This window comes from Bradyrhizobium sp. MI1.3, assembly GCF_055811695.1.
In genome coordinates this window covers 19,514-46,181 of sequence record NZ_JBVVPQ010000048.1, presented here as the reverse complement: position 1 = coordinate 46,181, position 26,668 = coordinate 19,514, and the positions used below count along the sequence as shown (strand labels likewise).

Below are 26,668 nucleotides of genomic sequence, written 5' to 3'. Positions count from 1 at the left end.
TCGGTTGCAGCATCGAGAAGATCTCGGGCGTCCATTAGGCTCACGCTAGATCAACTTCTTCTCCATTGCTATTCGAACAGCATGTTGGAGATTACTGGCACCGAGTTTGTCGCGCGCATTGTCAAGGTAGAATTGGACTGTTCGTGGTCTGATCCCAAGCAAATCCGCGATAACATTCATTGATTTGCCGTGGGACGACCAACTGAGCGAGGTCGCTTCCTGCGTCGACAACCTCACATCCCCCGTTTTGAACGACGAGTCAGACACCACGCTGAGCCGAACGTGAATACAAGCGAGCGCCAGTGCCGCCTGTATCGGATCCCACGCCGGGACCTCAACCCGCCGCCGATCTGATGCGAGGGTGATCATCGCCGCTCGCCCATAGCTCGTTCTGATCGGAACGGAAACGCCGGAACGTAGGCCGAAGTCAGCTGCCTCCGAATAGAACTGCTTGATCTCTCGTGAGCTCCTGCGCAGCTCGTGCTCCGCCGCTGACCAGGCAAACATCCGCATGCTGCGCTTGGCAGTCGTCACGACAGGATCGATGATCGTGTAACGCTTCGCAAAATAGAGGTTCAGCCACTCCGTGGGATAGTCGCTGAAGACAACCGCGTCGTCTCCGTGAATATGGATGTAGGCGTAGCGGTCGAACCCGGATGAGACAGTAAATTTCTTGATCGTGTTGCGAATCGAGCGCTCGTCGCGTGCCACATCGACAGCCTCCATCAACGCTTGTAACTGCCCGTCCAAACTAACTTCCTCCTCTACTCAAGCTTCAACCAAAGCGATGAAGCCCCGCTACCGGAGGAGCATTGCGATTCTGTTCTTATTTTGATTTGATCAGCTTTTCACAGCGGCTGGCCGAATTAGACTCTTCTTGCGCTACCCGCTGTGGCCTGCGTGGCGTCAAGCTGGTCGTCTCCGACGCCCACGAAGGCATCAAGGCCACCGTCGCCAAGGTGCTCAACGCGAGCGGACAGGCCAAGCTCAAGCACTTTCCCTTCTTTCACGAGATCCGACATCGTGCCGACGACCTCTTCGACCGAAATGTTTGGGTCAGGACGATGCTGATAGAGGACGTCAATGTAGTCGCGCCGCAATCGGCGCAGCGACCCTTCCACGGCTGAACGAATCGATTGCGGACGGGAATCCAATTCTGCGATCTTGCCGGCTTCGAGCCGAGAGGCGACGAATGCAGTTCTTAAAGCCGCCCGTAAGCGGTCCGAGAGCATTCAAAATCTCAACGACATCATCGGCTATTTGCTGGCCCATCCCGAGGAGGATCGGCACCTCCGCCGGGCTTACGAGAAATCGGGATATTTGGCGGTTTGGCAGCTCGAACTCGCCAAAAGCGGCTGGCAATACCATCTGGAGCTGGTGCGGGCGGTAATCGAGAGCGACCCCGCCGGCGCGGCCTCAATGGAGAAGTACTGCCGAGAATTGCTGGGGGATCCAGAGGGCGGACGCCGGTTCGAGATCAACTATTCGGGCTATCTGGAGCTCGCGAACCGTACCGGACTGAGCACGTTTCGAGTGCTGGCCGAACTCTATGCGCGGTTGATGGCCCTGCACCAGATGCGGGTGGAGACGGCACGGGGTGGCTCGCGGAAAATGCCGGGAACCGTCAAGATGGGGGTAATTTGGACTAGTTTGGTGGGATTGTCCGAAATGTGTATACGAATTTCGGACAGGTCATTTTGCCTTTGTCCGAACAAGGTATACATTTTTCGGACATGGCCGACGACTCACTGAAAGCCGCAATCCTGGAGCGAATCCGGGCCGATGCGCCACGCAAGGTTTGGACGCCAACCGACTTCGTCGACCTCGCCTCCCGGAACGCCGTCGACAAAACGTTGCAGCGGTTGACCAACACCAAGAACCTGAGAAGGATTGACCGAGGGCTCTATGATCAGCTCGGTTTCAACAAGCTGACCCAAAAGCCCAATCCCCCCGATCCGCGCTCCGTCATCGACGCCGTCAGTCGGCGCGACCAAGCCCGGATGCTCGTCGACGGCATGACCGCCGCCAACGACCTTGGCCTGACCGACGCCGTGCCAGCGAAAATCGTGGTCCACACCGACGCTCGCAAACAACCGATCAAGCTCGGCAACGTCACCATCACTTTCCGTCTAACCGCAGCCAGCAAGCTGTTTTGGGCCGGCCGGCCCGCAATGCGCGTCATCCAGGCACTTCACTGGTTGCGTGATCTCCTGGTCCGCGCAGGCGAGAGTGATCGGGTTAGACAGAAGCTAGCCAAGCTTTTCGACGATCCCTCGACCGGGCCACCACTCAAGGCCGATATCAACGTCGGCAAGACCGCGCTTCCGACCTGGATGTGGGAGTTCCTCAAGCCGCTGATCGAAGGCGATACCAATGTCCCAGATCGGCACGTCGATGCCAACTATGCTGCCGATGATGATCATCGGCATCATCTCGCCGCCGGCGCCCGGCCCAGGGACGACCCGACCAAAAAGGTGCAATCAGCTAAGCGCAGCAGGGCGAGGAAAACATGAATCGGGCTTATGACGAGGTCCTTGCAGCCGGAACGGATGCCATGTTGAGCGCCTTCGATACGACCGCGCAGCGCCTCGGCACGGCATCCCAAAATATCGAAAAGGATTTCTGGGTCTGCTGGACGCTCGACGCCCTGTTCCATAGCTTGAAGGAGGGAGGGCCCCGCCTACTATTCAAGGGCGGAACGTCGTTGTCTAAAGGCTTCGGCCTGATCAATCGCTTTTCCGAAGATATCGACGTCACGGTTTTTCGGGACGACCTCGGCGAGCCAGCGACCATTGAGGAGCTTAATGCTCTCAGCAACAACAAGCGCCGCGCGCGGCTGGACGCGATCAAGGCGGCCTGCCAGGCCTACATCAACGGCTCTTTACGCAACGAACTAACGAAGATCCTCGCCGATCGGCTCAAGGCCGCCGGTCTTGATGCAGGTTCCGCACGGGTAGAAGCCGACGACATAGACGCTGACAAGCAGACGCTTCTGATCTGGTATCCGACGGCGACCCCGAAATCAGATTATATTCGCGCCGCGATCAAGATCGAGTCGGGCGCCAAATCCGCCCTCGATCCGAACAGCGAAGTGCCGATCAAGCCCTATGTCGACGATGATCTACCGGCGCTTGATCTGACCGTTCAGGCCGTGCGGACCGTCGACCCCGAACGAACCTTCTGGGACAAGGTCGTCATCCTGCACGGCCTACGGCGCTGGTTTGACAAGCGCGGCGAACTGCGCGGTGGCGGCCAGCGCGTGTCGCGTCACTATTATGACCTCCATAAGCTGCTTCCAACGCGGGCCGGAGCCTCCGCGATCAAGGACCCGGCGCTCGGAGCCGACTGCGTCGCGCACGCACGGATGTTCTTCAACCGCCCCGATTTCGATCTCGCCAGCGCTGTGCCCGGCTCCTTTGTGCTTGCACCACATGATGAGATGATTGAGCAGCTGCGTGTCGACTACCGAGCCATGACCGGCATGATCTTCGGCGACCCGCCGAGGTTCGAGGCGGTGCTCGAGAGCGTCGCCACGCTCGAGGCGCGCCTGAATAGAACCGCCGGCGAAGGCAAAGCAGAGCGATGAAACGATCAATCGACAATGCTGGCGCAAAGCCACCGGCGGATGCGCCGTTGTCAGGCGACGTCGTCGTAACTCCGCTCCGCAAGCGACGCTTGACCGGTGAACTCTATGAACGCGATCCGAAGGTGACCGCGCTCATCGCCGAGCTCGCGCTCCTGCCGCGCGACGCCCTGGTTGCCAGGGCTGCGATTACCAAGCGCTCCGACCAAGCCTACATTCCGAGCGAATGTCTCATCTATTTCATCCGCGCCAGCCGCCGCGACAACAACGAGGCATGGTTCGAGCGGCTCTATCGTATCCTGACCGAAAGGGTGCTGCGCAGCTTGCCCAAGGCGGAAAGCCGGGACGGCAAGACGGAATCGCTGACGCGCCATCGTGCGCGACAAGGTCTTCGGCCGGTTTGTTGAACTGCTCTCGGCCGACCGCGCCGACTATATCGACAAGCTCGACTATTTCGAGGTCCGGTTTGACGGCGGGCTCGCGAGCCTACGACGTGATGCGCAGGAACAGGCCTGGCGCGACGAAAACCGGTCGCAAGCCCTGGAATACGACGAGGCAAGTGGGGAACTGTCGGAGGAGGTCGAGAAGGCCGCAGGCGCCTACGATCCCTTCGCCGCGTCGAATTTTGACGATCCGGCTTACCGGTTGCGCCTGGAGGCGGCGATTGACGCCTTGCCACCAGAACAAAGCAGGATCATTCATATGCTGAGAGAGGGCTACCCCATAGACCCCAAGGATAAAGAGGTCATGTCCATTCCTAAGGCCCTTGGCCGGTCCGAAAAGACCGTCCGGACCTACCGTGACAAAGCCTTTGCCACCATTCGGGCCGCCATAGCTGAAGGAGACGAGCCATGAGTCCCGCTGGCGCACGGCCATCCCGTGAGGACGTGCTCGACGCGTTCGCCGTCGAAGCCGTCCCTGATCGCGCGACTCTGGAGAGTTATCTCCAGCTTTACCCCGAATATGCGGCGGAACTCGTGGACCTATCGCGCGAGCTTGACCGCGAACGTCATGAAGAGATGGGGCCGCTGACGGCTGACGATTCGAAATTGCTTGACGCTGCCTGGGCGCAACACGCGACGGCCCTGCCGACGGCGGCGGCCGATCCCTTCGCGGCTCTGACCGCCGATGATTGGCGCGCAGTAGCTCAGCGTATGGACGTGCCTAGACAGGTCGTCACCGCGTTGCGCGAGCGGAGAGTCCTGCTCACCAGCATTCCCAAGCGTTTTTTCCGGATGTTTGCTGACGCGATCGGTAGTACCATCGAGCAGCTCCATGCGTCGTGGGGCTCGTCCCAGTTAGCCGCGCGCAGCTACAAGGCCGACAAAAAGCCTGCGGTTGGCGGGCAGGTCACGTTGGAGCAGGTTCTCATCGAGGCCGGTGTCCCGACGGAAAAGCGGGCCCGGTTGTTAGCCGAGGTCGACTGACATGGATGGGGTGGAGCTCGCCAGGCAGATCGCCGCAGAGCTTCACGCTCGCCTTGTCGCGGCCGGCGCTGATCCATGGTCGCCCTACGACCTTGCTGTCGCCGAAGCCAAGCGCCGAGGGATCGACGTGGAGCCGACGGCGCCAGGGGCTAACCTGCTGGACGGCGGCCGGGCACCTTCGTTGCCGCCGATGATCTGATCATCCACGAGAATATTGGCTCTCGCTTTGACCAAGCTTTCCTCGTCGCGCACGAGATCGGCCATGTCGGACTTGGCGACGATCCGGATGGCCCCGCGGCGGCGGCCATCGATCCGGCCCGGGCCGCCGAGCCGTCGCCGGTCGGCATGGACCGGGTTGTCGACTATGGTCGCAGGCAAAGACGTGAAGTCCAGATGGACTTGTTTGCACGCGAGTTGCTGCTTCCCCGCAGCGTTGTGCGGGTACTCCATGTCGACGATGGCCTTTCCGCGTCCGAAATTGCAGCCAAGCTCGGCGCGCCATTCGAGGTCGTGGCGCAACAACTTTTGGATGCTTTGCTCTTGCCGTCGGTCCCCCCGACGGCAGAAGCGACACATGTCGAGCGGCCCCTCAATCCGCTGCAGGTTGCGGCGGCAACCCACCGTGGTGAAGCCTATCTGCTTGAGGCGGGTCCCGGAACCGGCAAGACGCAGACGTTGATCGCGCGTGTCGAAGGCCTTCTGGATGAAGACATCGATCCAAGGCGCACCTTACTGCTGACTTTTTCCAACAAGGCGGCAGGCGAGATGGCGGATCGGATCGCGCGCAAGCGCCCCGATGCAGCGGCTGCGATGTGGATCGGTACGTTTCACGCCTTCGGGCTCGACATCATCCGTCGATTTCATGTGGAGCTCGGGCTGCCGAAAAATCCACGCATGATGGACCAGACCGAAGCCGTCGAACTCCTCGAGGAGGAATTTCCGCGCCTGCGGCTCGCGCACTACCGCAATTCTATGATCCCACCCAGATCATCGCCGACATGCTCGCTGCCGTGTCGCGCGCAAAGGACGAGGTGGTCGACGCCGAAACCTATGCCTCGCTTGCTGACACCATGTTGTCAAAGGCCCGGGGTCCCGAGGCCCGCGAACGTGCTGAGCGCGCCGGCGAGGTCGCCCGCGTCTATGCTGCCTATGAACAGCTCAAGCGCAACGCGCACTGTGTCGACTTTGGCGACCTTGTGACCCTGCCGGTGCAACTGCTCGACAAGGACACGGCCATCCGCGCCGCGCTGCAATCGCAATATGATCACGTCCTCGTCGATGAGTATCAGGATGTGAACCGCAGCAGCGTGCGATTGCTGAGTGGTCTGATGCCCGACGGGCGCAATCTCTGGATGGTCGGCGACGCCAAGCAGTCGATTTACCGGTTTCGCGGCGCGTCATCCTTCAACATGACCCGGTTTGGCAAAGAAGACTTTGCCGGCGGCAAACGTGGGCGACTGAAACGCAACTACCGTTCGGTGCCAGAAATTGTCGACGCCTTCTCCACCTTCGCGACCACGATGCTGGCTGGCGATGCCGACAGTGCCCTGGAAGCGGACCGAGATGCCAACGGGCATAAGCCGGAGTTGCGCACCGTTCGGCGCGCCGAACAACAGCAGGTCGCCCTGGCCGACGCGATCGAGGAACTGCGGCGTGACGGTTACGGCTGTCGCGATCAGGCGGTCCTCTGCACCGGCAACGAAAAGCTGTCAAAGATCGGGCAGGAGCTGGAGCGGCTCGGCGTACCGGTCCTGTTCCTTGGCAGTCTCTTCGAGCGGGGTGAGGTCAAGGACCTCCTGGCTTTTCTGTCGCTTCTGGTCGATCGCCGCGCCATGGGCCTGGTGCGCATTGCCTGTTGGCCTGAATTCGCCTCCTCCTTCGCGGACGTCGTTGCGGTGTTCGATCATCTGCGGGCGGCCGAGCATGCGCCGGGCAGCTGGCTGAGACGGGAAGAGGCGATCCCCGGATTGAGTGACACTGGCCGCCAGGCGCTGACCAAGCTCGCGACCGCCCTCGATGGCTTCGGTCACACGGCCTCGCCGTGGGCAGTGCTTGCGACGTTGCTACTCGATCGCACCCGCATCGCCGCTCGCCTCGGGACGTCAGCGGACCTCGCCGATCGCACGCGCGGCATCGCGATCTGGCAATTCCTGAACTTTGTTCGGGTCCAACCAGCTGGCCGCGGACTGCCCATAACGCGTTTGCTCGACCGCGTTCGCAGGCTTGTCCGTCTTAGCGATGATCGCGATCTGCGCCAATTGCCCGCGGCAGCACAACATCTAGACGCGGTCCGCCTGATGACGATTCACGGCGCGAAGGGTCTGGAGTTCGGCGCCGTGCACATCCCAGGCCTCAACAGCGATACCATGCCGCGCGTCCCGCCGGCGCCGCCATGTCCGGCGCCTGATGGGATGATTGCCGGCGCCGAGGGAGATGCAATCGAGGCATTTCGCGCTGGTCAGGCCGAGGAGCAGGAGTGTTTATTCTACGTCGGCCAGTCGCGAGCGCGCGACCGCCTGATCCTTTACGCGCCGACCGAGAAGAGCAACGGCCATAACAGGCCGCTTTCGCCATTCCTCGACCGTCTGGGCAGCTATTTAGCCCGCCTTTCTGTCGTTCCCGCCCGACCGCTTCCCGTGGCGGCGGAAGCGCGTGGTATTGATCTGGTCGTCGACGGCCGGCTCCGATTCGGCGCGCCGCAGATCGCTCTTTATGAATCCTGCCCGCGTCGCTTTTTCTACACCCATGTCCTGCAAGTCGGTGGGCGGCGGACCGCGACCGCCTTTATGCATTTGCACGAGGCGGTTCGCTCGGTTGTCGAAGTCGCGATCGCCTTGGACCAGCCGTTGAGCGAGCAGGCACTGCAGGACCGCACCAATGCGGCGCTCGCCGCTGAGGGGCTCGCCGAGCATGGCTACAGCGCCGATTTTCGCGATCTGGCGCTCACCATGCTGCGTTTCTTTCTGGATAATCGCACCGGTGCGACTCCCGAACCGCCCGTCGCGCTGAGCCTCAATTTTGGCCGCGAAGAGATCCTAGTCCGGCCTGACGAGGTGCTGGTCCTGCCAGATGGGAGGCGGTCAGTGCGCCGGATTCGCACCGGCCACATGCGGTCGACCGACGCCAAGGATGTCGGCGCGGCGGCGTTGATGCTGGCGGTTAAGCAGGCCTTCCCGGGCGCCGTCGCCGAGCTCGTCTACCTGTCCGACGGTGAAATTCACTCCCTTTCCTTGTCTGATCGCGAGTTGAAAGGGCGCAAGGACAAGCTTGCCGCGTTCCTTGGCGACATCCGGGCTGGCCGATTTCCGGCGGAGATTTCGTTCCGCACCTGCCCGAACTGCCCCGCCTTCTTCATCTGTGGCCAGACCCCCGACGGCCCCCCTCAAAAAAACTTCGCCTGACCTTACCGGTTGGCCGATCTCGCCCCGATTGGACCCTTAGAGCCCGGCACCAGCTGCGGCCAGACCTAAGGAACCAATCTAATGAAGACCGAAGAATTGCTTGAATATGACGACCTCGGCGACGCCCTGCGCGAAGGCCGGGCGCTGCGTCCGGCGCGGGGGTATCGCTTCCTCCTCGCGCAGGGCGATCTCAACTTCCAAACCCGTCAGGTGAACGATCCCGTGCCGCTCGGTCGGCAACTGCTCGAGGCCGCCGCACTCGACCCGCGGAACGGTTACCGCCTCTTTGCGATCTTGCCGTCCGGCGATTTCGAGGATGTGCTGCTCGACGAGCACTTTGACCTCCGCGCACACGGCGCCGAGCGCTTCATCGCCTTTGAGACCGATCGCGATTTCAAGCTCACCCTCAACAAGGAGGAGCTGCGCTGGGGTAAGCCGGCCATCAGCGGTGCGGTGCTCTACGGTCTCGCCAAGCCTGGCGAGGGCGAAGCCGTCTTCCTCGGCATCGCCGGCGGCGACCATCGCCTGATTGAACCCGGTGATCTCGTCGATCTGACTCAGCCCGGCATCGAACACTTCATCACGGCGAAGAAGGGCTACGAGATCATCGTCAAACCATCAGAGCGAGGAGGTGTTTGCCGCCGAGCAAGCCGCGGTCGCGGATGCGTCCCGGCCCATCCGCTGGGTTCGGCCGAGCGACGGCGACACCGATCGCTTGGTCGAGGTCGCTCGCGTTGACGAGAGCGCCGACACTGACCCTGCCGGTCTCGTGACGGTAGCGGGCAGCGCCATCCGGGGCGCAGTGTTGCACAACCTGATCGAAGAGATATTGACGGGCGAGATCGAGGAGACTGCATCTGATCTGCAAGGGCGTGCCACTGACCTCCTCGCACAGCTGGCGCCACCCGATGCGCAGTCGCTGCCCGATCCGGCGGAGATGGCTGCGACCGCGTTGCGAACCCTGCGCCTGCCGGGTGTCGCGGAACACCGCGCCGCGCTTGTGCCGGAGTTGGCGCTCTATGCCGCCCCGTGACGCCGGCCGCGTCCTGATGGCCGGGCGCGCAGACGTTGTCGCCGTCGCAGCCGGCCGAGCCGTTGTCGCCTTTGACTGGAAGAGCGACGTGGCCCCGACTGCCGGTGACCGGCAGGCTTATGCTGGGCAGCTGCTGCAATATCTGGACGCGGTGGGCGCTCCTTGCGGAGCTGTCGTCTATCTTACGCTTGGCGAAATGGATTGGATCGATCGATAAGATGCGGGGGCACTGATGACCAATTTGGCATGCGCCTCATAACTCTTAATCATCGGGTCCTAGGTTCGAGCCCTGGTGCGCCCACCAAGCAAATCAAGCACTTACAGCAGTGCATCTCGAAACGGACTTCTCAGTTTGACGTCCGGTTTGAAAAATTTGTTCGTCCTCCGTACTCTCCGTTGAGAATTGGTGGGATAGCTGCGCGCTACCGCAGCGGCTAGCTCTTTTCCCGGCCGCGTGGAGTTCTTCAATGTGGCTTCGCCTAGCGCGGACGCGCCGCTACCTCGCCGCGCTGCGCGTGGCGGTACTGTAATGGCGTAAGCGGCACCGGATTCAAGGCGCCGAACCGCCAGCGCTCAGGCGGTCCCCAGCCCGGCGTTGCGCGCGACAGGCGCGGCGGATCGTCAGCCGCAAACGCAAAGGTCTGCAGGCCCTGCGAGACACCTAGCCCGGTTGCTTTGATATACGCCTCGCCCAATGTCCAGAACCGGTAGAATAGCGCGGTTCTTGCCGCTTCTGGCGCAGCGGTGAGTGCCGCGCGCGCTTCTTGAGCGAACGCGATGTCGGCGACGGCCAGCATGTCAGGGAGCACCTTGACGCCTTCCACATCGAAGCCGACCGGCTGGCGCCCCAACGCAAACCCGACAACGCCGCGCGCGTGGCTCATACTAAAGTGCAATTGGGCGGAGGCACGCACCTGCGGTTTGCCAAACTGACCGCGGTCAAAGAGAATGTCGTAAGGCGCGCGTCCAAGCGCCGACGCAAGCGCGATCCGTAGGCCGGCATGAGCGGTCAATGATGCGGCGCGATCGCGCGCATCCTGCAGCCGGCCGATCATGGCGATGAGGTTGCTATCGAGCACGTCCATCGCGGTGACACGAGCGGCCTGCTCGCCGTCCGGCGCGCCCATCCATAGCAAGACTTCGTCCTGTCCGGGCATCGCAGCCTCATCGGGGAAGGACAAATGGGTCACCCGCACAACGCCGGGAACGCCACCACCGTCCAGAGCCCAGGCAGCTGCACAGCCGCCGACCGCAAGATCACCGGCCGCGGGCAGTGATGACGACTGATCACTCATCGAGCGCTAGTTCCTGGAGTCCCGCGCGATCGCGACGGCATTTCAAAGGCAAGGTCCAGACAAGACAAAGAACGGCTCCGGCCGTCGTCCATAGCCGTATCCTTGTCCAACATCATTGGGTAACCTGCGATCGGTTTTGAATTACAAACAACATCGCGAACGGATAAGGTTGCTTATGAAAGAGCAGGACCTGTTACATACACCGGCGCCTGGGGCAGACCAATTATCTTTCCACATAGAGGAGCGCGGGAGTGGGGACGCGATCTGTATGCTCCTTCATGGCTTCGGCGAAGGCGGCTACGTATGGTACGACTTTGCGCCTCGCTTGCCGAAACAATATCGTACCATCGTCATAGAATTCAGGGGGCACGGAAACTCCGGCGAAGATCCAGCAGGGAATTACGGCATTGGCCCCTATTCCACAGACGTTTTCAATCTCATTCAGAAGCGGAAACTCAGGAATATTTCTCTTGTCGGGCATTCTCTCGGTGCGGCCGTCGCGCTCAAGGTTGCTGGAGCCGCTCCCCACCTAGTAACAGGCTTGATTCTTGTAGATTTCTCTTTGAGCGCGCATCGGGCCGTTTCCCAGAACATCCTGTCGCAGTTCCACGAACAATGCGATGGCTACAATTCGCGCGCAGAGTATGCCGCCTGGATATCGGCCAAACGACCGCTAACCCATCCACGCATGCTTCGTATCATTGTAGACAATGCGCTGCGCGAGACTGCCGACGGAAGATTTGTACTCAAAGTCGATCGGAGGATTCAGCAGATGATCGAGTCAGGATCGGCACGAACCGACGAATTTCGGAATATCCTTTCCAAGATCCCATGTCGAACATTATTGATACGAGGCCGAGGTTCTGCGGTCCTGAGCAAGAATGAAGCACTGGATATCCTACGCTTGTTGAAAGACGGCCAGCTGTGCGAAATTTCTCATGCGGGCCACGCGGTGATGGTCGAGGACCCGGACGAGTTTGCGGATGCGGTCAACCAGTTTCTTCTCGGGCCGCGCACCCCACGCGGCGGGTTATGACCGGTTAGAGATATCGGCCTCGAGACCCTTGCCCGTTTCGTAGAGTCCCGCGCCCCGGCCTTGGACAGAAGATTGTAGAAATCAGCTATTCGCCCAGCGTCGGATCGAGGGCTCATCCGATGTCAGGGTGCTGGAGATGGCCTGCGATGATCAGGCGCTGAATCTCGGAGGTTCCTTCGTAGATGCGCAGCGATCGGATCTGTCGGTAGAGCCGTTCCGGCACGGCATCCTTCACGATTCCTGCGGCGCCGAAGATCTGCACTGCGTCATCCACGATTCGCTGTGCCTGTTCAGTCGCAAACAGTTTCGCGATGCTGGAATGCTTTCCATAACCACGGATCTGCTGGTCGGCTTCCCAGGCCGCCTGGGCGATCAGCAGCGCGCTGGCGGTCAGCGCCACCTCGCTATCGGCGAGTTTCGACTTGGTCAATTGCATGTCCCAGATCGTGCCGGTTGCGAGGCGCCTGGAGCGCGCCCATTTGAGCGCGGCGCTCCGCGCCCGGCGGGCGAAACCGGTCGCGGCAGCGCCGACCGTCATCCGATACTGTTCAAGGATCTCGCCCGCGACTTGGAAGCCGAGTCCCGGCTTTCCGATCATTTGGGTTGCCGGCACGATGCACTCGTCAAAGCTCAGGCTACCAAAGGAGCGCGGTGCTATCGCCTCTATCGTCTTCGCGACACGCAGCCCGGGCGATTGCGCGCGCACGAAAAACAAACTAAGCCCGAGTGGCCCCGACCGGTCTGCCGTTCGGGCCAGGACAATCGCGAAATCGGCGATGTCGGCGTTGGAAATCCAGGTTTTCGTCCCGTTCAGGACATAGGAGTCGCCACGGTGTTCGGCGCGCAGCGAAACGTTGGCAATGTCCGAGCCGACCTCGGGTTCGGATAAGGCCAGACACCCGATCGACCGACCCGCCAGTATGTCCGGGAGCAGACTCGTGCGCTGTTCCGTAGAACCATGCCGGATCAGCGGAGTAGCGGCGAGCGCTTGAATCGAGAAGGCGAAGTCGCACAAATCATGGACGAACGCGAAGCCTTCGCGAATCAAACAGATACTGCGGAAATCGGGGACAGCGTCGGCGCCGCCGACGGCGGCGTACCAGCCGTTTCGCCCGAACAGGGCCGTTAGACGGCGCCCCGTCTCGGCGGGTGACCGACCTTCGATCTCGCCAAGTTCAGACGACATCTCCTCGGCCCAGCTTTCAATTCGCCCTGCGAGCTGCCGATGCCGTTCCTCGTAGAGCGGCAATCTTAGAATCGAGGTGTCGAATATTTTCACGGCGGCCCCTTCGATCCGGTATTGCAAGTTCTTCCGAAGGACAAGCGGTGCTGGACGCTCGTGGCGGCAGCGCCGGACGCACGACAACCGGCTCGCCGAACGGTCAAAGCGTCAAAGCACAATGTTCGCGGGTCGCCTCATCGCCGATCATCACGGAGGATGACGATTCCAGCGTCCCACCTTCCATGAAGTAGGCAAATGCAGCATAGCCATTCCAAATGCGGCGCCATTCGGCAGCGCTTGCAGCGGTACCGTATCGCCGCTCGGTTTCGTCGAGATGCGCCTGGATGATCGCCACCGCTTGCCGCGCATGTCCGGCCGAGAGATTGTCGATAGAGAGGTGCACATCCTCGTAAATGTGATCGAAGCCCCAGTGCTTCAGCTTTTGGATCTCATGCAGCCGCACCTCCCCGAGGCCAAACATTTCGACGCCCAGGGTGTATCCGAGAATCTCGGGATGGAGGCGGTCCGGAAACAGGCCGAGCGACAGCTGATTCAACGGGAAAGCGTAGAAGTTGTCGGGGATTTCGTCCTGATCGATGAACGCTTCGTCGCGGATATGCGGCAGGTCGATCTGAAGGCTCCTCAGGACCCGATGGATCAACGTGATGTGGTTCTTCTGAATGTCGCCCAATCCCATCTCGTCGGCATAGATGTTGAACAAAGTCGCATCTGCGTTTCGCTCGAAGCGGCCCGTGCCGCTGCATCGAAATGCCCAACAGCCATCGAGCAGGTTGCCCAGCGCGTAGATTTTCTGACCGAACACAACTTCGTCGCGGGGCGGAATGTCGCCGAGTGGCGCATAGGGTTCGATGAGTTTATGCCAATAGATCGACTCGACCCGCGCTTCCAGGGCCTCGGGAGAATACTCGAAGAAGCGGCCGTCCGTATATCGCCCCGAGGCCTCGTTGCTGAAAAGGACTTCCGCTCGAGCCAACCCGGCGCGTGCGCGCGCCAGCGCGACCGACAATGTATTTGCGAAATTCTCAATATTGACCAGCCGATAGAGCAGCGTCCGGTCGTCGAGATCGGGGGCAGTTTCGAACACCGTGCCGCGGGGCGGGCGATTCCGGATGGCGGCGAGCCACAATCGCGCGACCGGTTCGTCATGCGCCTCGGGTTCCAGGACGATCGGCTCGTTGATTGTTTGAGCCGCGCCATAGAACCACGATTTGAGGACGCACGCTTCCTGTTCGGAAAATATGCCGAACATCGCCCCGCCGAATCTGATGGCGTCGACGAAGCGGCAGCTGCCTTTCGCATCGGCGCGCAGATAGCCGGATCGCTTGAAATCCCGCAGGAAGATGGCGAGATCCAGGTCGGCTTCAGCAAAACTGTCGGAGAGCAGCCTTCCGCCGATCCGGATGCGCCCGTGCTGCTTCCCGGCAAACGGCGCGTGGCGCCGGATAATATCGGCAACCTGCAGATCAAGGGAGCGGTCGGTCGATTTCCCGGCCAGTTCCGCCAGCATCGCCACCTGTCGCCTTTCGAGGCCGACAAAGACACTCATCGCATCGACAAGACGACGGGACAAGGCTTCGCCTGCCGGATCATCTTCCAGCCCGTCGAGATAGGTGTCGAGCGCCTCCCATGCCGCTTCGGGTGTGACGATGGGAGCTAGCGCCGCGACCTGGTCGTCAATCCCCACGGCGTGGTAAGCGGCGTGGATTCCCACCAATTCGGGGAGGTAGGTCGCCGGATAGCGAGACAGCGACAGCAGGAAAGCGGCCTGCAGCAATATCATCGGTTCCGTCGCGGCGGCGCGGAAGAAGCCGGCATCGGAGATCGACGGCAGGAAAATGCCGGCCGCCTCGAGCGATCGCCGGCGCAAAGCTACACATGAGCGGGCCGGGCAGCCCTCGCCAAGAAGCAGCCATCTCTGACCGAACAGGATGTTGACGATGGCGGCAGGCTGGGTCGCGGGTTGCGATACGGTGTCGAGCCAGCAATCGCCGAGTAACGACAGGACAGCCCGCCTACGAAGGAGAGAGTGTCTGGCCGCCGGACCTGAGGCGATCACGCCGTCGAGCGCTGCGGCGATGGTGATACGGTGCTCTTCAAGCCAGTGCCACAGCCGTTCCCGATCTACGCGGTCGCCGCGGAGGAGCGGCGCCTGCACTATTGCTTCCAGCGCTCCATCGCCCCACTCCTCGACGCTCAGCGTGGCATCCAGAATCTGCTTGGCGACCAGCAGCATCGCCTCACTCTCGCAATCCTTCAACAGGAAGGCGGCAATGTCGGCCGGTTCTGCGGCCAATACAGCATCGGCCAATGGTCGGGCGGCCGGGTTGAAATGGAATAGACCGATCATGCCACCAAGGAAACGATGTTCGGGGAGGCTTTGCACGTCATTCACGGTCGTATCCGACTTGGACAACTTACCGATTGATTGCGGCCAGCTTTTCATTTCACATCCTCGCTGTGGCTACCCCATCACACCAACTGGCGGATCGGCGCGGCATGGAAGACTCGAAATTGCATCTTCACGGCTGCCACTATCTCCTCGGAGAAGAAGAGCGGCGTGTGTCGGAGATTTCCGGCCTGGCCGGGTGGCTCGCGCGAAACCAGATGATCGACGACCCTGGTTTGTGGGGCTGGGATCGTTTCCGCGTTACGGTCAGACCGAGGATCGAGCTGCTGGCCGAGACGGCGCGCCGGAGCCTGTCGGATTTTGGTGTCCGTCAGCCACGCGTCGATGCCGTCATCCTGTGCGCAACGCACTTTCCGACCGATGTCGAAGGGCATGCCGATTTCGTCGGCCGGCTGCTCGAGACTCTGGGATTGCACCAAGCCATCCCGTACGGCGTGACCCTGAATCGCTGTGCGACCCTCACATCTGCTCTCGGTCTGGCCGAGGCGCTGGTCCGCAGCGGGCGGCACCACGCGATCCTGGTGGCGGCCGCAGATACAATCGCGCACGATGAAAGGCTGCGTCCCTTCGCGGTGTTCAGCGACGGGGCAGCAAGCTGCATCGTCAGCACCGGACAAGGTGGTGAATTCCAACTGCTTGGCACCGCCGCGGCGGTTGATGCCCGAGTGATGAAACCAAATGGCGAAATCTCGACCGATCTGACGCGGCAGGCTAATGCCGAACTGTTCGCGCGGGCGGAGGTTGGTTTCCGCGATATCAAGTACCTCGCGCACAACAATCTGTGGAAGCCGATCGTGCTCATGAAGGAACAGCAGGCTGGATTCCGCCGCGACCAGCTCCATCTCGACAATATTCCACGCATCGGCCACGTCTTCTCCTGCGATCCACTGATCAATATGATCGACCTGGCGGCAAGCGGTGCCGTGGCGTCGGGCGAGCTGCTGGCCCTGGGATCGAGCGTATCCGGCGCCCGCTTCGGTGCATTGCTGCGCAAGTGTTGAATCGAGACCTGGGCCGGCTGAAACGGCGAGATGACGGGCCATCTCACACGACCAGACTGAATTGTTCGGTTCGAGCCAGGGCGGGATTGCCGCGTCGGACAAGAAGTGTGCCGTCCTTCGGCAACAGGACCACGGCGCCGATGGTCTTCTCGCGGCTTATGTTGCCGGTGTCGGGCACGCAGATCGGCTCCTGGCATAAAAGGACCATGTAATCCTCCGGGCCTTTGTGGCTCCCCAGACAATCAAGCTGCTTGGCACACGCCTGCAGCCGGCGCACCGAGGAATTGCGCGAGAATAGGTTCATCTGGTCCATTGCGACAAACTCTTCCGACAGGAAATGATTGGTGTGCACGAGCGTGGTACCCGTTTGCACGGAAAGCTTTCCGTCGCAGAGTTCGACGGTAACGCTGCGACGTGCATCGCATAGCGAGAGCGAACGCGAACTGGCGAGCGGCGCCCTTGACAACCAATCCAGGCATGAATCGATATCGCTGCAGCTGTCGAGCAAATGGCGGATAGCGAGATAGGGTGGGATGCCGGGGCGCCATGTGCCGCCGAGCACAAGGTTCAGCCCGATCGCCAAACCGTCGCTGTTGAGGCCGAGATACCCGAGCAGCCCCGTGAAGCTCAGCAGCAGGACCCGGCGCGGACTCGACCGATGAGCAATCCGGAGAATGACCATCTGGTCGTCCAGATTGCCATTTAGGTCGATGGTCTGGGCAAGCACGGGGTTGTCTTCGCCGTGCCTGCACAGTGTCGTACAGTCGCCTGCCGTATGAAACCGCGAATAGCCCATCACCTCACGGCGTATTTGCAGCAACATCGCTTCGTCCGGCGCGATCTCGGCGCCTTCGGCCAAGCCCTCGATTTCTTCGGCAAGCGACGGCGCCGCCGCGGCGATCTCGCGGCGATAGGCCGCAAGCTCCGGCTGCAATGTCGTGAGGCTGATCTGCCGCGGCAAGACCCGATTGAGCCGCGCCAGATCGTCATCGAGAAAGGTGCGGATCTGCTGGCGCAGCGCCATTCCATGGCCGCGTCCGAGCTCGCGCGGCATGCCTTCGAGGCACAGCGGCTTCACTGGCCCGCACCAACCAGTTCGCTGGCTGCCCTGGTCAGTTTCACTTCTTTGAGCAGGCCGGACCGAACGATCGTCCATTCGCGGCGCAGGATGCTGTAATAGATCGCGTCGCGGCGACGCCCACCTGGCATGTAGTTGAAACTTCGCAGCACACCCTCCTCGGTCGCACCAATATTCTGCAAGCCCTTGCGGGCCTGGAGATTGAGCACGTCAGTCTTGAATTCGACACGTTCGCAGTCGAGCCGCTCGAAGGCGTGCTGCAGCAGGAGAAATTTAGCCCAACGATTGAGCCCCTTCCCTCGATAGGGGCGGCCGAGCCACGACCAGCCAATTTCGAGCCGCCGGTCGGCCTCAGCCAGATTTCCGTAGGCCATGCTGCCCGCCACAGACCCCGTCGCCTTGTCGATGACGGCAAAGACGACCCGGCGGACGGCAGCGGTGTCCTCGACCGCTTGCTTGATGAAGCGGGCCAGATCCACGTCCGCGTCGATCCGCTGCGCGAAATAGCGCCAGATATCTTCATCGAACGCGACTTCGGCGAGCGCCGCACGATCGGTGAAAGCGATTGGGCGCAGCAGCGCATAATCGTTTTCGAGCCGTACCTCGGCGAGGTCCTTCCAAGCCATATCAAGCCTCCTGGCGGCCGGCAGCCGCGAACAGCGTGACAACATCGCGCGGGGTCTTCAGGCGGGCGATATCCTTGTCGGTAAAGTTGAAAACGGGGACCCCCGTCTCCTCGCATAGCGACGTCATGAGCAGCACCAGATTGAGCGATGTCAGCCCGTATTCAGCGGAAAGGTCGGCATCGAGGGCGATCCGATCGACGTCGACATCGAGTAGTTTTGCGAGGTTTCGGCTGACGATGGACTGAAGATTGCTCATACCGAATCCCTCGACGCTTGGGTGATGTCATCCGCAAATCGGGCCAAAATGGCCCTGCGTTTTGGTTTGTATTGCGAGGTCAACAGACCGTTTTCGATGCTGAACGGCTCGTCAACGATCAGGAACATGCCGATCCGCTCATCCGGCCGGCTCGTCTCATTGAGATCGGCGATATGATGCTTGATGGCGTCGCGCGCCGTCTCGTCGAGCGGCGCGCAGAGGATCGCCGAAAGGCGATCCTGCCCTGAACCGACAACGATGCAGTTCTCGACCTCGGGACAGGTCCGAAGTCTTTCCTCGATCGGCCGGACAAGGACGTTGCGGCCATTGGTGAGCACGACGATATCGTCGGCTCGGCCCAGAATGTAGAGAAACCCATCCTGGTCGAAGCGGCCGAAATCGCCGGTGCGTACCGAGCCGTCAGGCTGGAAGATGCGCTCCGAGTCGCCAGGCGCGCAGAACAGGTACCTCGTATTCACCGGGAAATCGCTGTGCACGACGACAATGCCCTCCCCGTCGATCGAAACATGTTTGCCCTCGATCGGCTTGCCGACGCTGCCGCGTCGATGAGCATCTGGCGCATTCTTGGTGACGATGCAGGTCTCGTTCATGCCATAGCCTTCGAAGATCGGCGTGCCGCAATCCTCGAAGAAGCGCAACATGTCCGGGCGAGCCGGAGCGGAGCCGGTCCAGAGATAACGGATCCGAGGTCCCATGGCCTCGATTGCGGCGCGGCGGAGCGCATCCGGATTGGCGCTCGCGACCCGCGTCGCGATCGCTTTGCGCAGCGTCTCGAAGAAGGCCGGAACACCCATCACGACTGTCGGCGCCTCGCGCGACAGCGCGTAATATGCCAATTCGTAAGTCGACAGCACAACGTCATGCCCGTAGACGAGGGCGGAATAGACCCAATAACGCTGCTGCAGCAGCGATAGCGGCAAGAAAATAAAGAGCTTGTCTTCGGGCGAATGATTGAACAGCGCCTGTGTCGCAGTGATCGAGCTGTCGATGCTGCCGACCGTGGCCGCGAGGCCCTTGGGCTCACCGGTGCTCCCGGACGTGAATTTGATCGTCGTCACGTCACCAGGCGCAAAGGTGACGGGAGGCAGGTCGAGATCCTCCGGCATCGCTTCCAGCGTGGCAAGCAGGTTGTCCATCGGCAGAATGCAAGATGCGCTCGAGGCTTCATCGCTGAAGACGATGCGCAGCGTGTATCGCTCGGCGAGTGCGGGCGTTGCCGGGAATTTCCCCGCCTCGAAAGCGGCGGTGACTGCCTTGAGCTTCAGCGCGGCCAAGTCGAGCAGCAGCCATTCGAGCCGGTTCTTGGCCACGATGCCGATCCGGTCCCCGGCGGAAACACCAAGGCGCTGGAGATGGACAGCCGTCTTCCGAGCAAGCCGGTCGAGCTCGGACAGCGACAGCACGGTTCGCCCGCCCGGGTCGAAGATGGTGATCGACTTTGCGCTTGAGGGCCGACCATTCGCGACCCGGTTGATGATCTGCTCCATGTCAAGAGGTCTTGATTTGAGGTTGCGCTTGGTCGAGGTGGCTTGCCATCTTACGCGGCGTGTCGAGGTGCGGCAGATTGGCGATCGGCACGGAGATGCCGAACTCCTTGCGTATGCGGGCGAGGAGCCGGACGCCCGACAGCGACGTGCCGCCCAGTTGGTAGAATCCACTAACCGGATCAATCGCGTCATTGCGCAATATGTCGGACCAGATGCGGATAACCTTCGCTTCGAGTTCGGTTGGCGGAGCCGGAATGGCGTCAGTCGCCGTGTCCGGCGCGTCCGGGATCGCCGTCTGGGCGAGCAAGGCTCGGTCGACCTTGCCGTTCCCGGTCAGCGCCAAGCGCTCCAACCAAACGAATTGGCGCGGCACCATGTACTCGGGCAGAGCCGCTTCGAGCGCCGCAGTCAGTTGGCATTCGGCTGCCATGGCCTCGTCGCCGGTTCCAACGAGACAGGCGACGAGGCGGGGACCGTCTCGCGTGCTGCACCCTATGACGGCGGCAGCGGCAATACCCGGCTGATTGATCAGCACGGCTTCGATCTCCGCCGGATCGATGCGATAGCCATTGAGCTTGATCTGGAAATCGACCCGGCCAAGGATCTCGATGTTTCCGTCCGGCCGATAGCGGGCGCTGTCGCCGGTACGATAGAGCCGTTCGCGCAGCGACTCGTGGTCGAAGAAGGCGGCAGCGGTAAGGGCTGGATTGCCGAAATAGCCCTTGGCAAGCCCCTCGCCGGCGGCATGGAGTTCGCCCGTCACCCAATCGGGGCATTCGCGGCGCTGCGCATCGAGGATATAGGCACGGTTATTGGCATTCGGCTTCCCGTAAGGTATCGGTCCATCGATCAAGTCGGGGTGGTCGATCGGATAAAGGATGTTCCACACCGTCGTCTCCGTCGGGCCGCCCAGGCTGACTATCCGAACATCTGGCTGCAGTGCCGCGATCCGCCCCGGCAGCGTCGCCGGAATGCGGTCGCCGCTCATGAGCACGAGGCGCAGCGTGTGTGGCAGCGCCCGGCCGGACGCAACGGCCTCATCCACCAGCAACCCCACGATCGCCGGCACCGAATTCCACACCGTGACACCCGCCCGTGTGGCCAGATCGAGCCAATGCTCCGGATCTGCTGCGCGTGCTGCGTCGGGAATGACCAGCGCGGCACCGGCCGACAACGCGCCGAATATGTCGAAAACGGAGAGATCGAAGCTGCAGCTGCTGACCGCGAAGAAGCGGTCCCTGGCACAAATCTCGAAGCGCGCTGTCGTATCGGCGACCAGATTGACCAGGTTGCGCTGAGCGACCATCACGCCCTTCGGTACGCCGGTCGAGCCTGAGGTATAGAGGACATAGGCAAGATCGCCTTGTGCTGAATCGACCGGAGCGAAGTCCTCGGGCCGCGTATCAGCTTCCGTGTGCTGAGCCCGCTCCAGAAAGGTGTCGTCGATAGTCAAGCTCGCCGTGCTCTCGCGGTTTTGGACTGCGGCATCCTGCACCAGCGAGCACCGTATTGGCCCGACCGACAGCACGGCCTCGATCCGCGCCGCTGGAAGCCCCGCCTCAATCGGCACATAGGCGGCGCCCGCGAGGCTCGCACCGAGGATCGCGACGATCTGCTCCCACCCCTTGTGCATCACGACGCCGACCAGATCGTCACGGCCAATTCGGTTGTGCTTGAGCCAGCGCGCCACTGCGCACGCTCCGGCGCGCAACTCGCCATAGCTCAGGCGCTTGGCGCCGCAATTGATTGCCAGGGCATCTGGTGCTGCCGCGGCATGCCGCAGAAAGCGCGCTAAGGGCGGCCCCGGTGGAATTGCGACGGCCGTGTCATTGGCTGCCCGGCGCTGAGCGAGCTGGTCCGGCGGCAGAAGCCCCTGGTCGATGCGGCACCACGCGGCGTCACCGGCGGCGAGCGCGACGAGAAGCCGCTCATAGCTCTCGGTTAGAGCGGCGACGAGCCCTGCCGGAAACAGCGCGTCAACCGAATCCATCTGGATCACGAGATCGCCGTCGCTCTCCAGCGCGAACACATTGAGCCATACCTGCGGTGTCTGGCTGACCGAATAGACCTCGTGCCCCCAGGCGGCGATCGCCGAACCGTCCGGAACGGCTCCGAGCGTGCTATTGAAGGTGAACGGCATAGGCGCGGCCTGACCGCTGCAGGCACGCCGGCCGATTTCCCGCATGACGTCGAGACCGGAGAATTGGCGATGATCCAGTGCCTCGCGCAGTCGGGTCTGGATTGTAGTGGCGCGCTCGGCGAAATCGGCTCGGACATCGATCTCGATCGGCAGCAGCAGGCAATCGGTGAAATTGCCGATGACGCGATCGATATCGCGCTGGATCGGTAGGCGGTTCGCCAGGGTGACGTTGAGCGAAAAGCGCTCGCCGGCGCCCCAAAGCGACAAGACCTCTGCATAGGCGGCGGCGAGCACGGCATTCGGTGTCAACGTCCGGCGGGCCGCCTGCGCCCTGAGCGCGGACCAGCGCTCCGGCTCGATGCGGAATCCATGGCGGACCGAGACCATACCGCTCATCGTCGCCGGGTTGCCGCACAGCGGCAGCTGCGGATGGGGCGGGATCTTTTCCCGCTGACTGAGCCAGTAATTGCGCGCACGCCGATATTCCGGTGCGCTGCGCGCCGCCGCGAGCGCGCGAACGTAATCGAAAAACGATACTTGTAAGCGGTCGCGCAAACCCGGCCGGCCCGGCGCGACATAGGCCCGGTGCCAATCCTCGAAGAACAGGAATGCGCTGCCGCCGTCCATGATGAGCCCGTCGTGGCTGACATGAAGGATCATCTGGGCTTCGCCCAGGATTGTCAGCCGTACTTCGATCAGCGGCGCGCGGTTGGCCGGCAACACCTGGTGGGACATTTCGGCCCGCGTACGATCCCGCGCCGCTTGCCGGTCGGCACTCTTCAGGCCACGCAGATCCGCCACCGCGATCCGCACCGGCTGACACTCGGCGACACTATCTTCAACCTGCGTCGCATCGTCAGCGAAGCGGGTGCGCAGCATGCCATGCCGCTCGACGACCACGGCCAGGGTCGCTTCGAGCCGAGCGGCATCAAACACGCCTTCAATCTCGCGGTAGACATGGGAAGACACGCCACCCATGGCGAAGTGATCTTGGCGCCCATAGTAATAGCTTGCCTGCATCGGTGTCAGCGCGACGCACCCGCCGTCGTCCTTTGCGGCCCGCAAATGCTCGATCAGCTCGGACTTGGCGCCGCGGATCAGTCCGATCAGCGCCGGGTCGATCGCCGATCGAGGCCCCTCGAGGCGCAGGTTCGAGCCGTTGCGCAACAGGACGAGGCCCCGCTCGGCGACGACTCTCAGAATGCTCTCGGCACTCATATATCGATTCCTTCTTGCTGACAGGCGACACGCCGCGCGATCGCCAGGACGAAGAGTGCGTCGACCGTCTCTGCCTCCAGAATGTCGCCGACCGAAAGCTCGATGCCCCAGTTGTTCTGCAGCTTGTATTGCAACGACATCGCGCCGAGCGAGGTGAGGCCGAGATCAGCCGGTCTCTGTGACCGGATCGGTGCATCAAGTACGAGGTGCAGGATCGCTCGAAGTGTCGCTTCAAATTCAGTCCGTATGACCGCTTCCGGATCGGCCGGTGACTGGCCGTGTATCTCGATCTCTATCTGAGGCTGCCTCAGCATGGCCGAGCGCTCCTAACAAGCCGTCCGGCGTCGTCGGACGATGCCGCTCCCGGAACAGCGAAGAAGCACGTCGTGGCAAGCATGATTTTCGCGCCGGGCTGCAGCAGCGTCACCCGATCCGACCAGTGCGACGTGGCGTCATCGGCACCGATCGCTTCGGCCAGCTTGCCGGCGAAGCGCGGCATGACCGGGGCGGCACATTGAGCGAGCAACCGCACTGCTGCCAGTTCGAGCGCGATAACCGTGCGCCACTCGTCACAGGCGTCAGGATCACCGGAGAGGGACTGGTGCGTCGTCGTGAAATGAATCAGGTCGTCGACCAATCCATTGAGTTCGCGCATCACGCCATTGAGCGAAAAGCCGTCTGCGCCATAATGTACCGCGATCGTATCGAGCCTGGTCTGCAACCGCGCGAGCAAAACGCTCTGAAGCGGTGACCAGGCGCCGGCGTCCGGGGCGTAGCCGTCGAACTGCGAGGCGACACGATCGCCCAGCCCGTTCAGCCAGGTTTGCCATCGCTCTATCAATGTCCCCGAGATGACGGCCTGGCAGCTCTTCAACTTGAAATTGGTTCGCTCCGTCTCGCCGCGCGTCAGCGCGAGATAATAGCGCACGGCATCGACCGTGTCGGGCGACAGAACATCCTTGCCCCAAATCGCATGCCGCCGGCTGGTCGAAAACTTCTTGCCGTCGAGCAGGTAGAACTCGTTGACGTTATATTCGATGTCGCAGGACCAATCGGGATAAGCGAGGGCGTACAGCACCGGATACAGGATCGTGTGGTAAAAGCTGTTATCGTAACCGAAGAAATGGACGATCTTCCAGTTGCGCTGCGGCGCGTCCGCCGACCAATCCTGGCCGTGGCGGCGGCCAAGCTCAGCAATGCCATGCAAGAATCCATAGGCCATTTCGGGCCAGACCCAGATGACTTGGCGCCCTTCGACCGGTTCTACCGGCGGCACTCCCCACTCGGCTGGGTGGGTGACGGGCAAATGGAACTCCTTCCGCGCAAAGACACGCCGGGCGAGATCCTGGAGCCGCGGCGAAACCTTGCCGATGCGGTGATGCGCCAGCACGATGTCGCGAAAATCATGGAGCGGCAGGGAGTAGCGTTCGGCCGTCCCGCGCGCTGGCTCCGCCGCGGAAAGATTGGATCTGGCTCTGACGATATCGACGCAGAGATTGGGCTCGCCGCATTCCTCGCAGATGTTGCCGCCGGTCGGTGCCGAGCAACTCGGGCACAACCCGCCGATATCGACCTCATAGAGATACTTCCGGGTCTCTCCATCGAAGAGTGCCCCGTCGTTTCGCCGTTGCACCGCACCGGATTCAACCAGGCGCGAGAAGAAGTCCTGTAGTCCTTTCCGGTAGGTCGGGTCCGTTCCGGTAACGGTGAATTGGTCGACCATGATGTCCATGAGAGAAAGCGTCGCGCGTATCTCGGCGCCATAGTGCGCGGCAACGCGCGAAGGTTCGGTGCCTTCCTTCAAGGCGCGGCTGACCACATAGCTTTGGAAATCGTCGCTGCCGGTGAGGTGATAAGCCGCGACCCCGTTCATGCGTTGGAAGCGGACGAATACGTCGGCGCCGAGATAGGGGCCGGAGAGATGCCCCAGATGAAGATCGCCGTTTGGCGTGGGCGGCGTCGAAAAGACGAAGACAGGCCGTCCGGAAAAGCGTTCCTTGCCGGTATTCTTGGCCGCTTCGGCGGCGCGGGCTGGATCGCGACAATAGAGATCCAAGAACTCCAGCGGCACGCTGCCCGGATTTCGCAGCGTGTGAGTTTCAAAAGGCTCGAATATCGCCACCGAGCCCGGGCCGACGTCATGGATGACGTTGTCGACCACCAGCTCGCCCTTGCCCTTGAGTATGACGAATGCCTCGGTCTCGTCATGCTGGTGCGGTGTCGTCTGGCCCCCCGATAAGACGCGCCCGAAACTCGCGGAAGCGCCTGGGCCGGCAAGGCTGCCGACCGGTGCCATCTCGATGCCGAACGCAGCCGAGTAGGCGCTTTCGTCCACGGTTATGATTCTCATAGCGTGCGTTCCTAAAGCCGAGTGATCAATCATCGAGCAGAGGCAGCGTCGCAGCAGCAATGGCCGGTGCCAGACGGTAGCCGGACCCGTTTGCAGCACCGGCGAAAATGATCCGGCCGCCTGCGCCGACCGTGGCGACAACCGGTTCCCGACACGGACTATACGCGTCGCAAAACACACGGCCGGACCGCAATCTCCCAACCAGCTCAGGTGCGTAGCGCCGAAGCACCGCCTGCGCCTCATCGAGATTCTGTCGAGTCACGCCAGGCTGCGGCGCGTCCGGATCGACATCCCAATCGAGGCACGTATAACTAAAGAGCCAATGGCCACGATGCTGCAGCGGCAGCAGGAAGGCGTCCTCCTCCGGGAACAAGACCGCGGCATCTGCCTTGTCCACCGGAGCGTCCACATGAAGGGCGACAATTTTCTTGATCCGGATGCCGAGCGGCGCGACCAGCGCCCGCCATGCCGGCGCATTCACCCACGGGCCCGGCGCCAGCACCAATCGATCCGCCCTCAACGTCTCGCCGGTCGAGAGCAGCAGTGCGGCGGCGCCCTTCTCCTCCTGGATACTCGCGATGGCGACGCCCTCGAGCAGCGAGATCGTGGACCGGAAATCACGGGCAAGGCGACCTGCCAGGGCCCCGACATCGGCGTAGTGGCAACCTGGGACAGACCAGACGGATGCGCCGAGCGGCTGGCCCCTCGTCGCGTGCCCGGAGGCTGGCGATGTTTCGATCGGTCCGGCCTCGACGAAATTGCACCGTGCGGCCTCGGCGGCGGCGCCGAAGGCAACCGCGTGAAGTGCGACTGGATAGATCGGCAGGCTGGGGTCGCGGGCTGCGAGCGCTTGATAGTAGCGCTGGCTCATTTCGGCCATGGCGCGGACGCGCTCGGTCCGGCCAGCCGGAAAATGCAACCCAGCAGAACGCCGCGACGCGCCCGAACCGACCAAGTCCCGGTCGATCGCGATGATCTCGGTGCCGGGGCGCTCGGCCAGAATCTGTCGAACGACGACGGAGCCGATAATCCCCGCACCTGCAACCACGACACGTTCGCCCATGGC

General features: G+C 62.1%; 25 protein-coding genes and 2 pseudogenes. 13 read left to right on the top strand and 14 right to left on the bottom strand.

Annotated elements, in window-relative coordinates:
* Nucleotides 1-45: 45 nt before the first annotated feature.
* Complete coding sequence (locus AC0L3A_RS28235) at nucleotides 46-750, bottom strand: autoinducer binding domain-containing protein (protein ID WP_473255521.1); 705 nt, start codon at nucleotides 748-750, stop codon at nucleotides 46-48.
* Between the two features lie 62 nt (nucleotides 751-812).
* Between AC0L3A_RS28235 and AC0L3A_RS28230 the strand changes: the two genes are divergently transcribed.
* A complete protein-coding gene (locus AC0L3A_RS28230; protein ID WP_473255539.1) occupies nucleotides 813-1,127 on the top strand; it encodes a hypothetical protein in 315 nt (104 codons plus the stop codon).
* On the opposite strand, the pseudogene AC0L3A_RS28225 reads toward AC0L3A_RS28230, so the two are convergent.
* A pseudogene (locus AC0L3A_RS28225) lies at nucleotides 1,032-1,232 on the bottom strand (aldo/keto reductase); the annotation flags it as partial. The gene AC0L3A_RS28230 and the pseudogene AC0L3A_RS28225 sit on opposite strands and share 96 nt — an antisense overlap.
* On the opposite strand from AC0L3A_RS28225, the gene AC0L3A_RS28220 reads away from it, so the two are divergent.
* From AC0L3A_RS28220 to AC0L3A_RS28195, 6 genes are read left to right on the top strand one after another with little or no spacing between them, the layout of a single operon-like run.
* Nucleotides 1,165-1,752, top strand: coding sequence for a hypothetical protein (locus tag AC0L3A_RS28220; protein ID WP_473255520.1), 588 nt, complete (start codon nucleotides 1,165-1,167; stop codon nucleotides 1,750-1,752). The pseudogene AC0L3A_RS28225 and the gene AC0L3A_RS28220 sit on opposite strands and share 68 nt — an antisense overlap.
* On the top strand, nucleotides 1,734-2,513 hold the full coding sequence (locus tag AC0L3A_RS28215) for a DUF6088 family protein (RefSeq protein ID WP_473255519.1): 780 nt from the start codon (nucleotides 1,734-1,736) through the stop codon (nucleotides 2,511-2,513). Before AC0L3A_RS28220 ends, AC0L3A_RS28215 begins: the two co-directional genes overlap by 19 nt.
* Nucleotides 2,510-3,586: a nucleotidyl transferase AbiEii/AbiGii toxin family protein gene (locus tag AC0L3A_RS28210; RefSeq protein ID WP_473255518.1), complete on the top strand. Its 1,077-nt coding sequence runs from the start codon at nucleotides 2,510-2,512 to the stop codon at nucleotides 3,584-3,586. Before AC0L3A_RS28215 ends, AC0L3A_RS28210 begins: the two co-directional genes overlap by 4 nt.
* Entirely contained in the window at nucleotides 3,583-3,990 is a 408-nt protein-coding gene (locus AC0L3A_RS28205) for a hypothetical protein (protein WP_473255517.1), read from the top strand. Before AC0L3A_RS28210 ends, AC0L3A_RS28205 begins: the two co-directional genes overlap by 4 nt.
* Entirely contained in the window at nucleotides 3,959-4,438 is a 480-nt protein-coding gene (locus AC0L3A_RS28200; RefSeq protein ID WP_473255516.1) for an RNA polymerase sigma factor, read from the top strand. The genes AC0L3A_RS28205 and AC0L3A_RS28200 overlap by 32 nt, the downstream gene beginning before the upstream one ends.
* On the top strand, nucleotides 4,435-5,010 hold the full coding sequence (locus AC0L3A_RS28195) for a hypothetical protein (RefSeq protein ID WP_473255515.1): 576 nt from the start codon (nucleotides 4,435-4,437) through the stop codon (nucleotides 5,008-5,010). Before AC0L3A_RS28200 ends, AC0L3A_RS28195 begins: the two co-directional genes overlap by 4 nt.
* An 84-nt stretch (nucleotides 5,011-5,094) precedes the next feature.
* Here the strand turns inward: AC0L3A_RS28195 and AC0L3A_RS28190 are convergent, their stop codons facing one another.
* A complete protein-coding gene (locus AC0L3A_RS28190) occupies nucleotides 5,095-5,532 on the bottom strand; it encodes a hypothetical protein (protein ID WP_473255538.1) in 438 nt (145 codons plus the stop codon).
* On the opposite strand from AC0L3A_RS28190, the pseudogene AC0L3A_RS28185 reads away from it, so the two are divergent.
* The 4 genes and pseudogenes from AC0L3A_RS28185 to AC0L3A_RS28170 all read left to right on the top strand — a co-directional run.
* Nucleotides 5,446-5,892 (top strand): annotated as a pseudogene (locus tag AC0L3A_RS28185) (UvrD-helicase domain-containing protein); the annotation flags it as partial. The gene AC0L3A_RS28190 and the pseudogene AC0L3A_RS28185 sit on opposite strands and share 87 nt — an antisense overlap.
* A gap of 116 nt (nucleotides 5,893-6,008) precedes the next feature.
* Nucleotides 6,009-8,411: a 3'-5' exonuclease gene (locus AC0L3A_RS28180; protein ID WP_473255514.1), complete on the top strand. Its 2,403-nt coding sequence runs from the start codon at nucleotides 6,009-6,011 to the stop codon at nucleotides 8,409-8,411.
* 81 nt (nucleotides 8,412-8,492) lie between these two features.
* On the top strand, nucleotides 8,493-9,149 hold the full coding sequence (locus AC0L3A_RS28175) for a multiubiquitin domain-containing protein (RefSeq protein ID WP_473255513.1): 657 nt from the start codon (nucleotides 8,493-8,495) through the stop codon (nucleotides 9,147-9,149).
* A gap of 67 nt (nucleotides 9,150-9,216) precedes the next feature.
* A complete protein-coding gene (locus tag AC0L3A_RS28170) occupies nucleotides 9,217-9,444 on the top strand; it encodes a hypothetical protein (protein ID WP_473255512.1) in 228 nt (75 codons plus the stop codon).
* 479 nt (nucleotides 9,445-9,923) lie between these two features.
* On the opposite strand, the gene AC0L3A_RS28165 is transcribed toward AC0L3A_RS28170, so the two are convergent.
* Entirely contained in the window at nucleotides 9,924-10,739 is an 816-nt protein-coding gene (locus AC0L3A_RS28165) for a 4'-phosphopantetheinyl transferase family protein (protein ID WP_473255511.1), read from the bottom strand.
* 175 nt (nucleotides 10,740-10,914) lie between these two features.
* Here AC0L3A_RS28165 and AC0L3A_RS28160 point away from each other — a divergent pair, with 175 nt between their 5' ends.
* On the top strand, nucleotides 10,915-11,775 hold the full coding sequence (locus tag AC0L3A_RS28160; RefSeq protein ID WP_473255510.1) for an alpha/beta fold hydrolase: 861 nt from the start codon (nucleotides 10,915-10,917) through the stop codon (nucleotides 11,773-11,775).
* Between the two features lie 112 nt (nucleotides 11,776-11,887).
* On the opposite strand, the gene AC0L3A_RS28155 is transcribed toward AC0L3A_RS28160, so the two are convergent.
* Together AC0L3A_RS28155 and AC0L3A_RS28150 are read right to left on the bottom strand one after the other, a co-directional pair.
* Nucleotides 11,888-13,081: an acyl-CoA dehydrogenase family protein gene (locus tag AC0L3A_RS28155; protein WP_473255509.1), complete on the bottom strand. Its 1,194-nt coding sequence runs from the start codon at nucleotides 13,079-13,081 to the stop codon at nucleotides 11,888-11,890.
* A 76-nt stretch (nucleotides 13,082-13,157) separates the two neighbouring features.
* A complete protein-coding gene (locus tag AC0L3A_RS28150; protein ID WP_473255508.1) occupies nucleotides 13,158-15,461 on the bottom strand; it encodes an iron-containing redox enzyme family protein in 2,304 nt (767 codons plus the stop codon).
* A gap of 53 nt (nucleotides 15,462-15,514) precedes the next feature.
* Between AC0L3A_RS28150 and AC0L3A_RS28145 the strand changes: the two genes are divergently transcribed.
* Nucleotides 15,515-16,426 (top strand): beta-ketoacyl-[acyl-carrier-protein] synthase family protein, encoded by a 912-nt coding sequence (locus tag AC0L3A_RS28145; RefSeq protein ID WP_473255507.1) that lies wholly within the window; start codon nucleotides 15,515-15,517, stop codon nucleotides 16,424-16,426.
* A gap of 43 nt (nucleotides 16,427-16,469) precedes the next feature.
* Here the strand turns inward: AC0L3A_RS28145 and AC0L3A_RS28140 are convergent, their stop codons facing one another.
* From AC0L3A_RS28140 to AC0L3A_RS28105, 8 genes are read right to left on the bottom strand one after another with little or no spacing between them, the layout of a single operon-like run.
* Nucleotides 16,470-17,504 (bottom strand): C45 family autoproteolytic acyltransferase/hydolase, encoded by a 1,035-nt coding sequence (locus tag AC0L3A_RS28140; protein WP_473255506.1) that lies wholly within the window; start codon nucleotides 17,502-17,504, stop codon nucleotides 16,470-16,472.
* Nucleotides 17,501-18,130: a GNAT family N-acetyltransferase gene (locus AC0L3A_RS28135; RefSeq protein WP_473255505.1), complete on the bottom strand. Its 630-nt coding sequence runs from the start codon at nucleotides 18,128-18,130 to the stop codon at nucleotides 17,501-17,503. The genes AC0L3A_RS28140 and AC0L3A_RS28135 overlap by 4 nt, the downstream gene beginning before the upstream one ends.
* A gap of 1 nt (nucleotide 18,131) precedes the next feature.
* Nucleotides 18,132-18,386 carry an acyl carrier protein gene (locus tag AC0L3A_RS28130; RefSeq protein ID WP_473255504.1) on the bottom strand — a complete coding sequence of 85 codons (255 nt, stop codon included), beginning with the start codon at nucleotides 18,384-18,386 and terminating at the stop codon, nucleotides 18,132-18,134.
* The gene (locus AC0L3A_RS28125) at nucleotides 18,383-19,894 is read right to left on the bottom strand and encodes an AMP-binding protein (protein ID WP_473255503.1); all 1,512 of its coding nucleotides are present in this window, start codon (nucleotides 19,892-19,894) and stop codon (nucleotides 18,383-18,385) included. The genes AC0L3A_RS28130 and AC0L3A_RS28125 overlap by 4 nt, the downstream gene beginning before the upstream one ends.
* 1 nt (nucleotide 19,895) lies before the next feature.
* The gene (locus tag AC0L3A_RS28120; RefSeq protein ID WP_473255502.1) at nucleotides 19,896-23,201 is read right to left on the bottom strand and encodes a non-ribosomal peptide synthetase; all 3,306 of its coding nucleotides are present in this window, start codon (nucleotides 23,199-23,201) and stop codon (nucleotides 19,896-19,898) included.
* A 47-nt stretch (nucleotides 23,202-23,248) separates the two neighbouring features.
* Entirely contained in the window at nucleotides 23,249-23,566 is a 318-nt protein-coding gene (locus AC0L3A_RS28115) for a phosphopantetheine-binding protein (RefSeq protein ID WP_473255501.1), read from the bottom strand.
* On the bottom strand, nucleotides 23,560-25,662 hold the full coding sequence (locus tag AC0L3A_RS28110) for a class I tRNA ligase family protein (protein ID WP_473255500.1): 2,103 nt from the start codon (nucleotides 25,660-25,662) through the stop codon (nucleotides 23,560-23,562). The genes AC0L3A_RS28115 and AC0L3A_RS28110 overlap by 7 nt, the downstream gene beginning before the upstream one ends.
* Nucleotides 25,628-26,665, bottom strand: coding sequence for an NAD(P)/FAD-dependent oxidoreductase (locus AC0L3A_RS28105; RefSeq protein ID WP_473255499.1), 1,038 nt, complete (start codon nucleotides 26,663-26,665; stop codon nucleotides 25,628-25,630). The genes AC0L3A_RS28110 and AC0L3A_RS28105 overlap by 35 nt, the downstream gene beginning before the upstream one ends.
* Nucleotides 26,666-26,668: the final 3 nt, after the last annotated feature.

Bases quoted from the DNA above. Each gene is read 5' to 3' on its own strand.
- AC0L3A_RS28215 (WP_473255519.1), top strand. From the start codon at position 1,734: ATGGCCGACGACTCACTGAAAGCCGCAATCCTGGAGCGAATCCGGGCC.
- AC0L3A_RS28210 (WP_473255518.1), top strand. From the start codon at position 2,510: ATGAATCGGGCTTATGACGAGGTCCTTGCAGCCGGAACGGATGCCATG.
- AC0L3A_RS28205 (WP_473255517.1), top strand. From the start codon at position 3,583: ATGAAACGATCAATCGACAATGCTGGCGCAAAGCCACCGGCGGATGCG.
- AC0L3A_RS28195 (WP_473255515.1), top strand. From the start codon at position 4,435: ATGAGTCCCGCTGGCGCACGGCCATCCCGTGAGGACGTGCTCGACGCG.
- AC0L3A_RS28180 (WP_473255514.1), top strand. From the start codon at position 6,009: ATGCTCGCTGCCGTGTCGCGCGCAAAGGACGAGGTGGTCGACGCCGAA.
- AC0L3A_RS28175 (WP_473255513.1), top strand. From the start codon at position 8,493: ATGAAGACCGAAGAATTGCTTGAATATGACGACCTCGGCGACGCCCTG.
- AC0L3A_RS28165 (WP_473255511.1), bottom strand. From the start codon at position 10,739: ATGAGTGATCAGTCGTCATCACTGCCCGCGGCCGGTGATCTTGCGGTC.
- AC0L3A_RS28160 (WP_473255510.1), top strand. From the start codon at position 10,915: ATGAAAGAGCAGGACCTGTTACATACACCGGCGCCTGGGGCAGACCAA.
- AC0L3A_RS28150 (WP_473255508.1), bottom strand. From the start codon at position 15,461: ATGAAAAGCTGGCCGCAATCAATCGGTAAGTTGTCCAAGTCGGATACG.
- AC0L3A_RS28145 (WP_473255507.1), top strand. From the start codon at position 15,515: ATGGAAGACTCGAAATTGCATCTTCACGGCTGCCACTATCTCCTCGGA.
- AC0L3A_RS28135 (WP_473255505.1), bottom strand. From the start codon at position 18,130: ATGGCTTGGAAGGACCTCGCCGAGGTACGGCTCGAAAACGATTATGCG.
- AC0L3A_RS28130 (WP_473255504.1), bottom strand. From the start codon at position 18,386: ATGAGCAATCTTCAGTCCATCGTCAGCCGAAACCTCGCAAAACTACTC.
- AC0L3A_RS28125 (WP_473255503.1), bottom strand. From the start codon at position 19,894: ATGGAGCAGATCATCAACCGGGTCGCGAATGGTCGGCCCTCAAGCGCA.
- AC0L3A_RS28115 (WP_473255501.1), bottom strand. From the start codon at position 23,566: ATGCTGAGGCAGCCTCAGATAGAGATCGAGATACACGGCCAGTCACCG.
- AC0L3A_RS28105 (WP_473255499.1), bottom strand. From the start codon at position 26,665: ATGGGCGAACGTGTCGTGGTTGCAGGTGCGGGGATTATCGGCTCCGTC.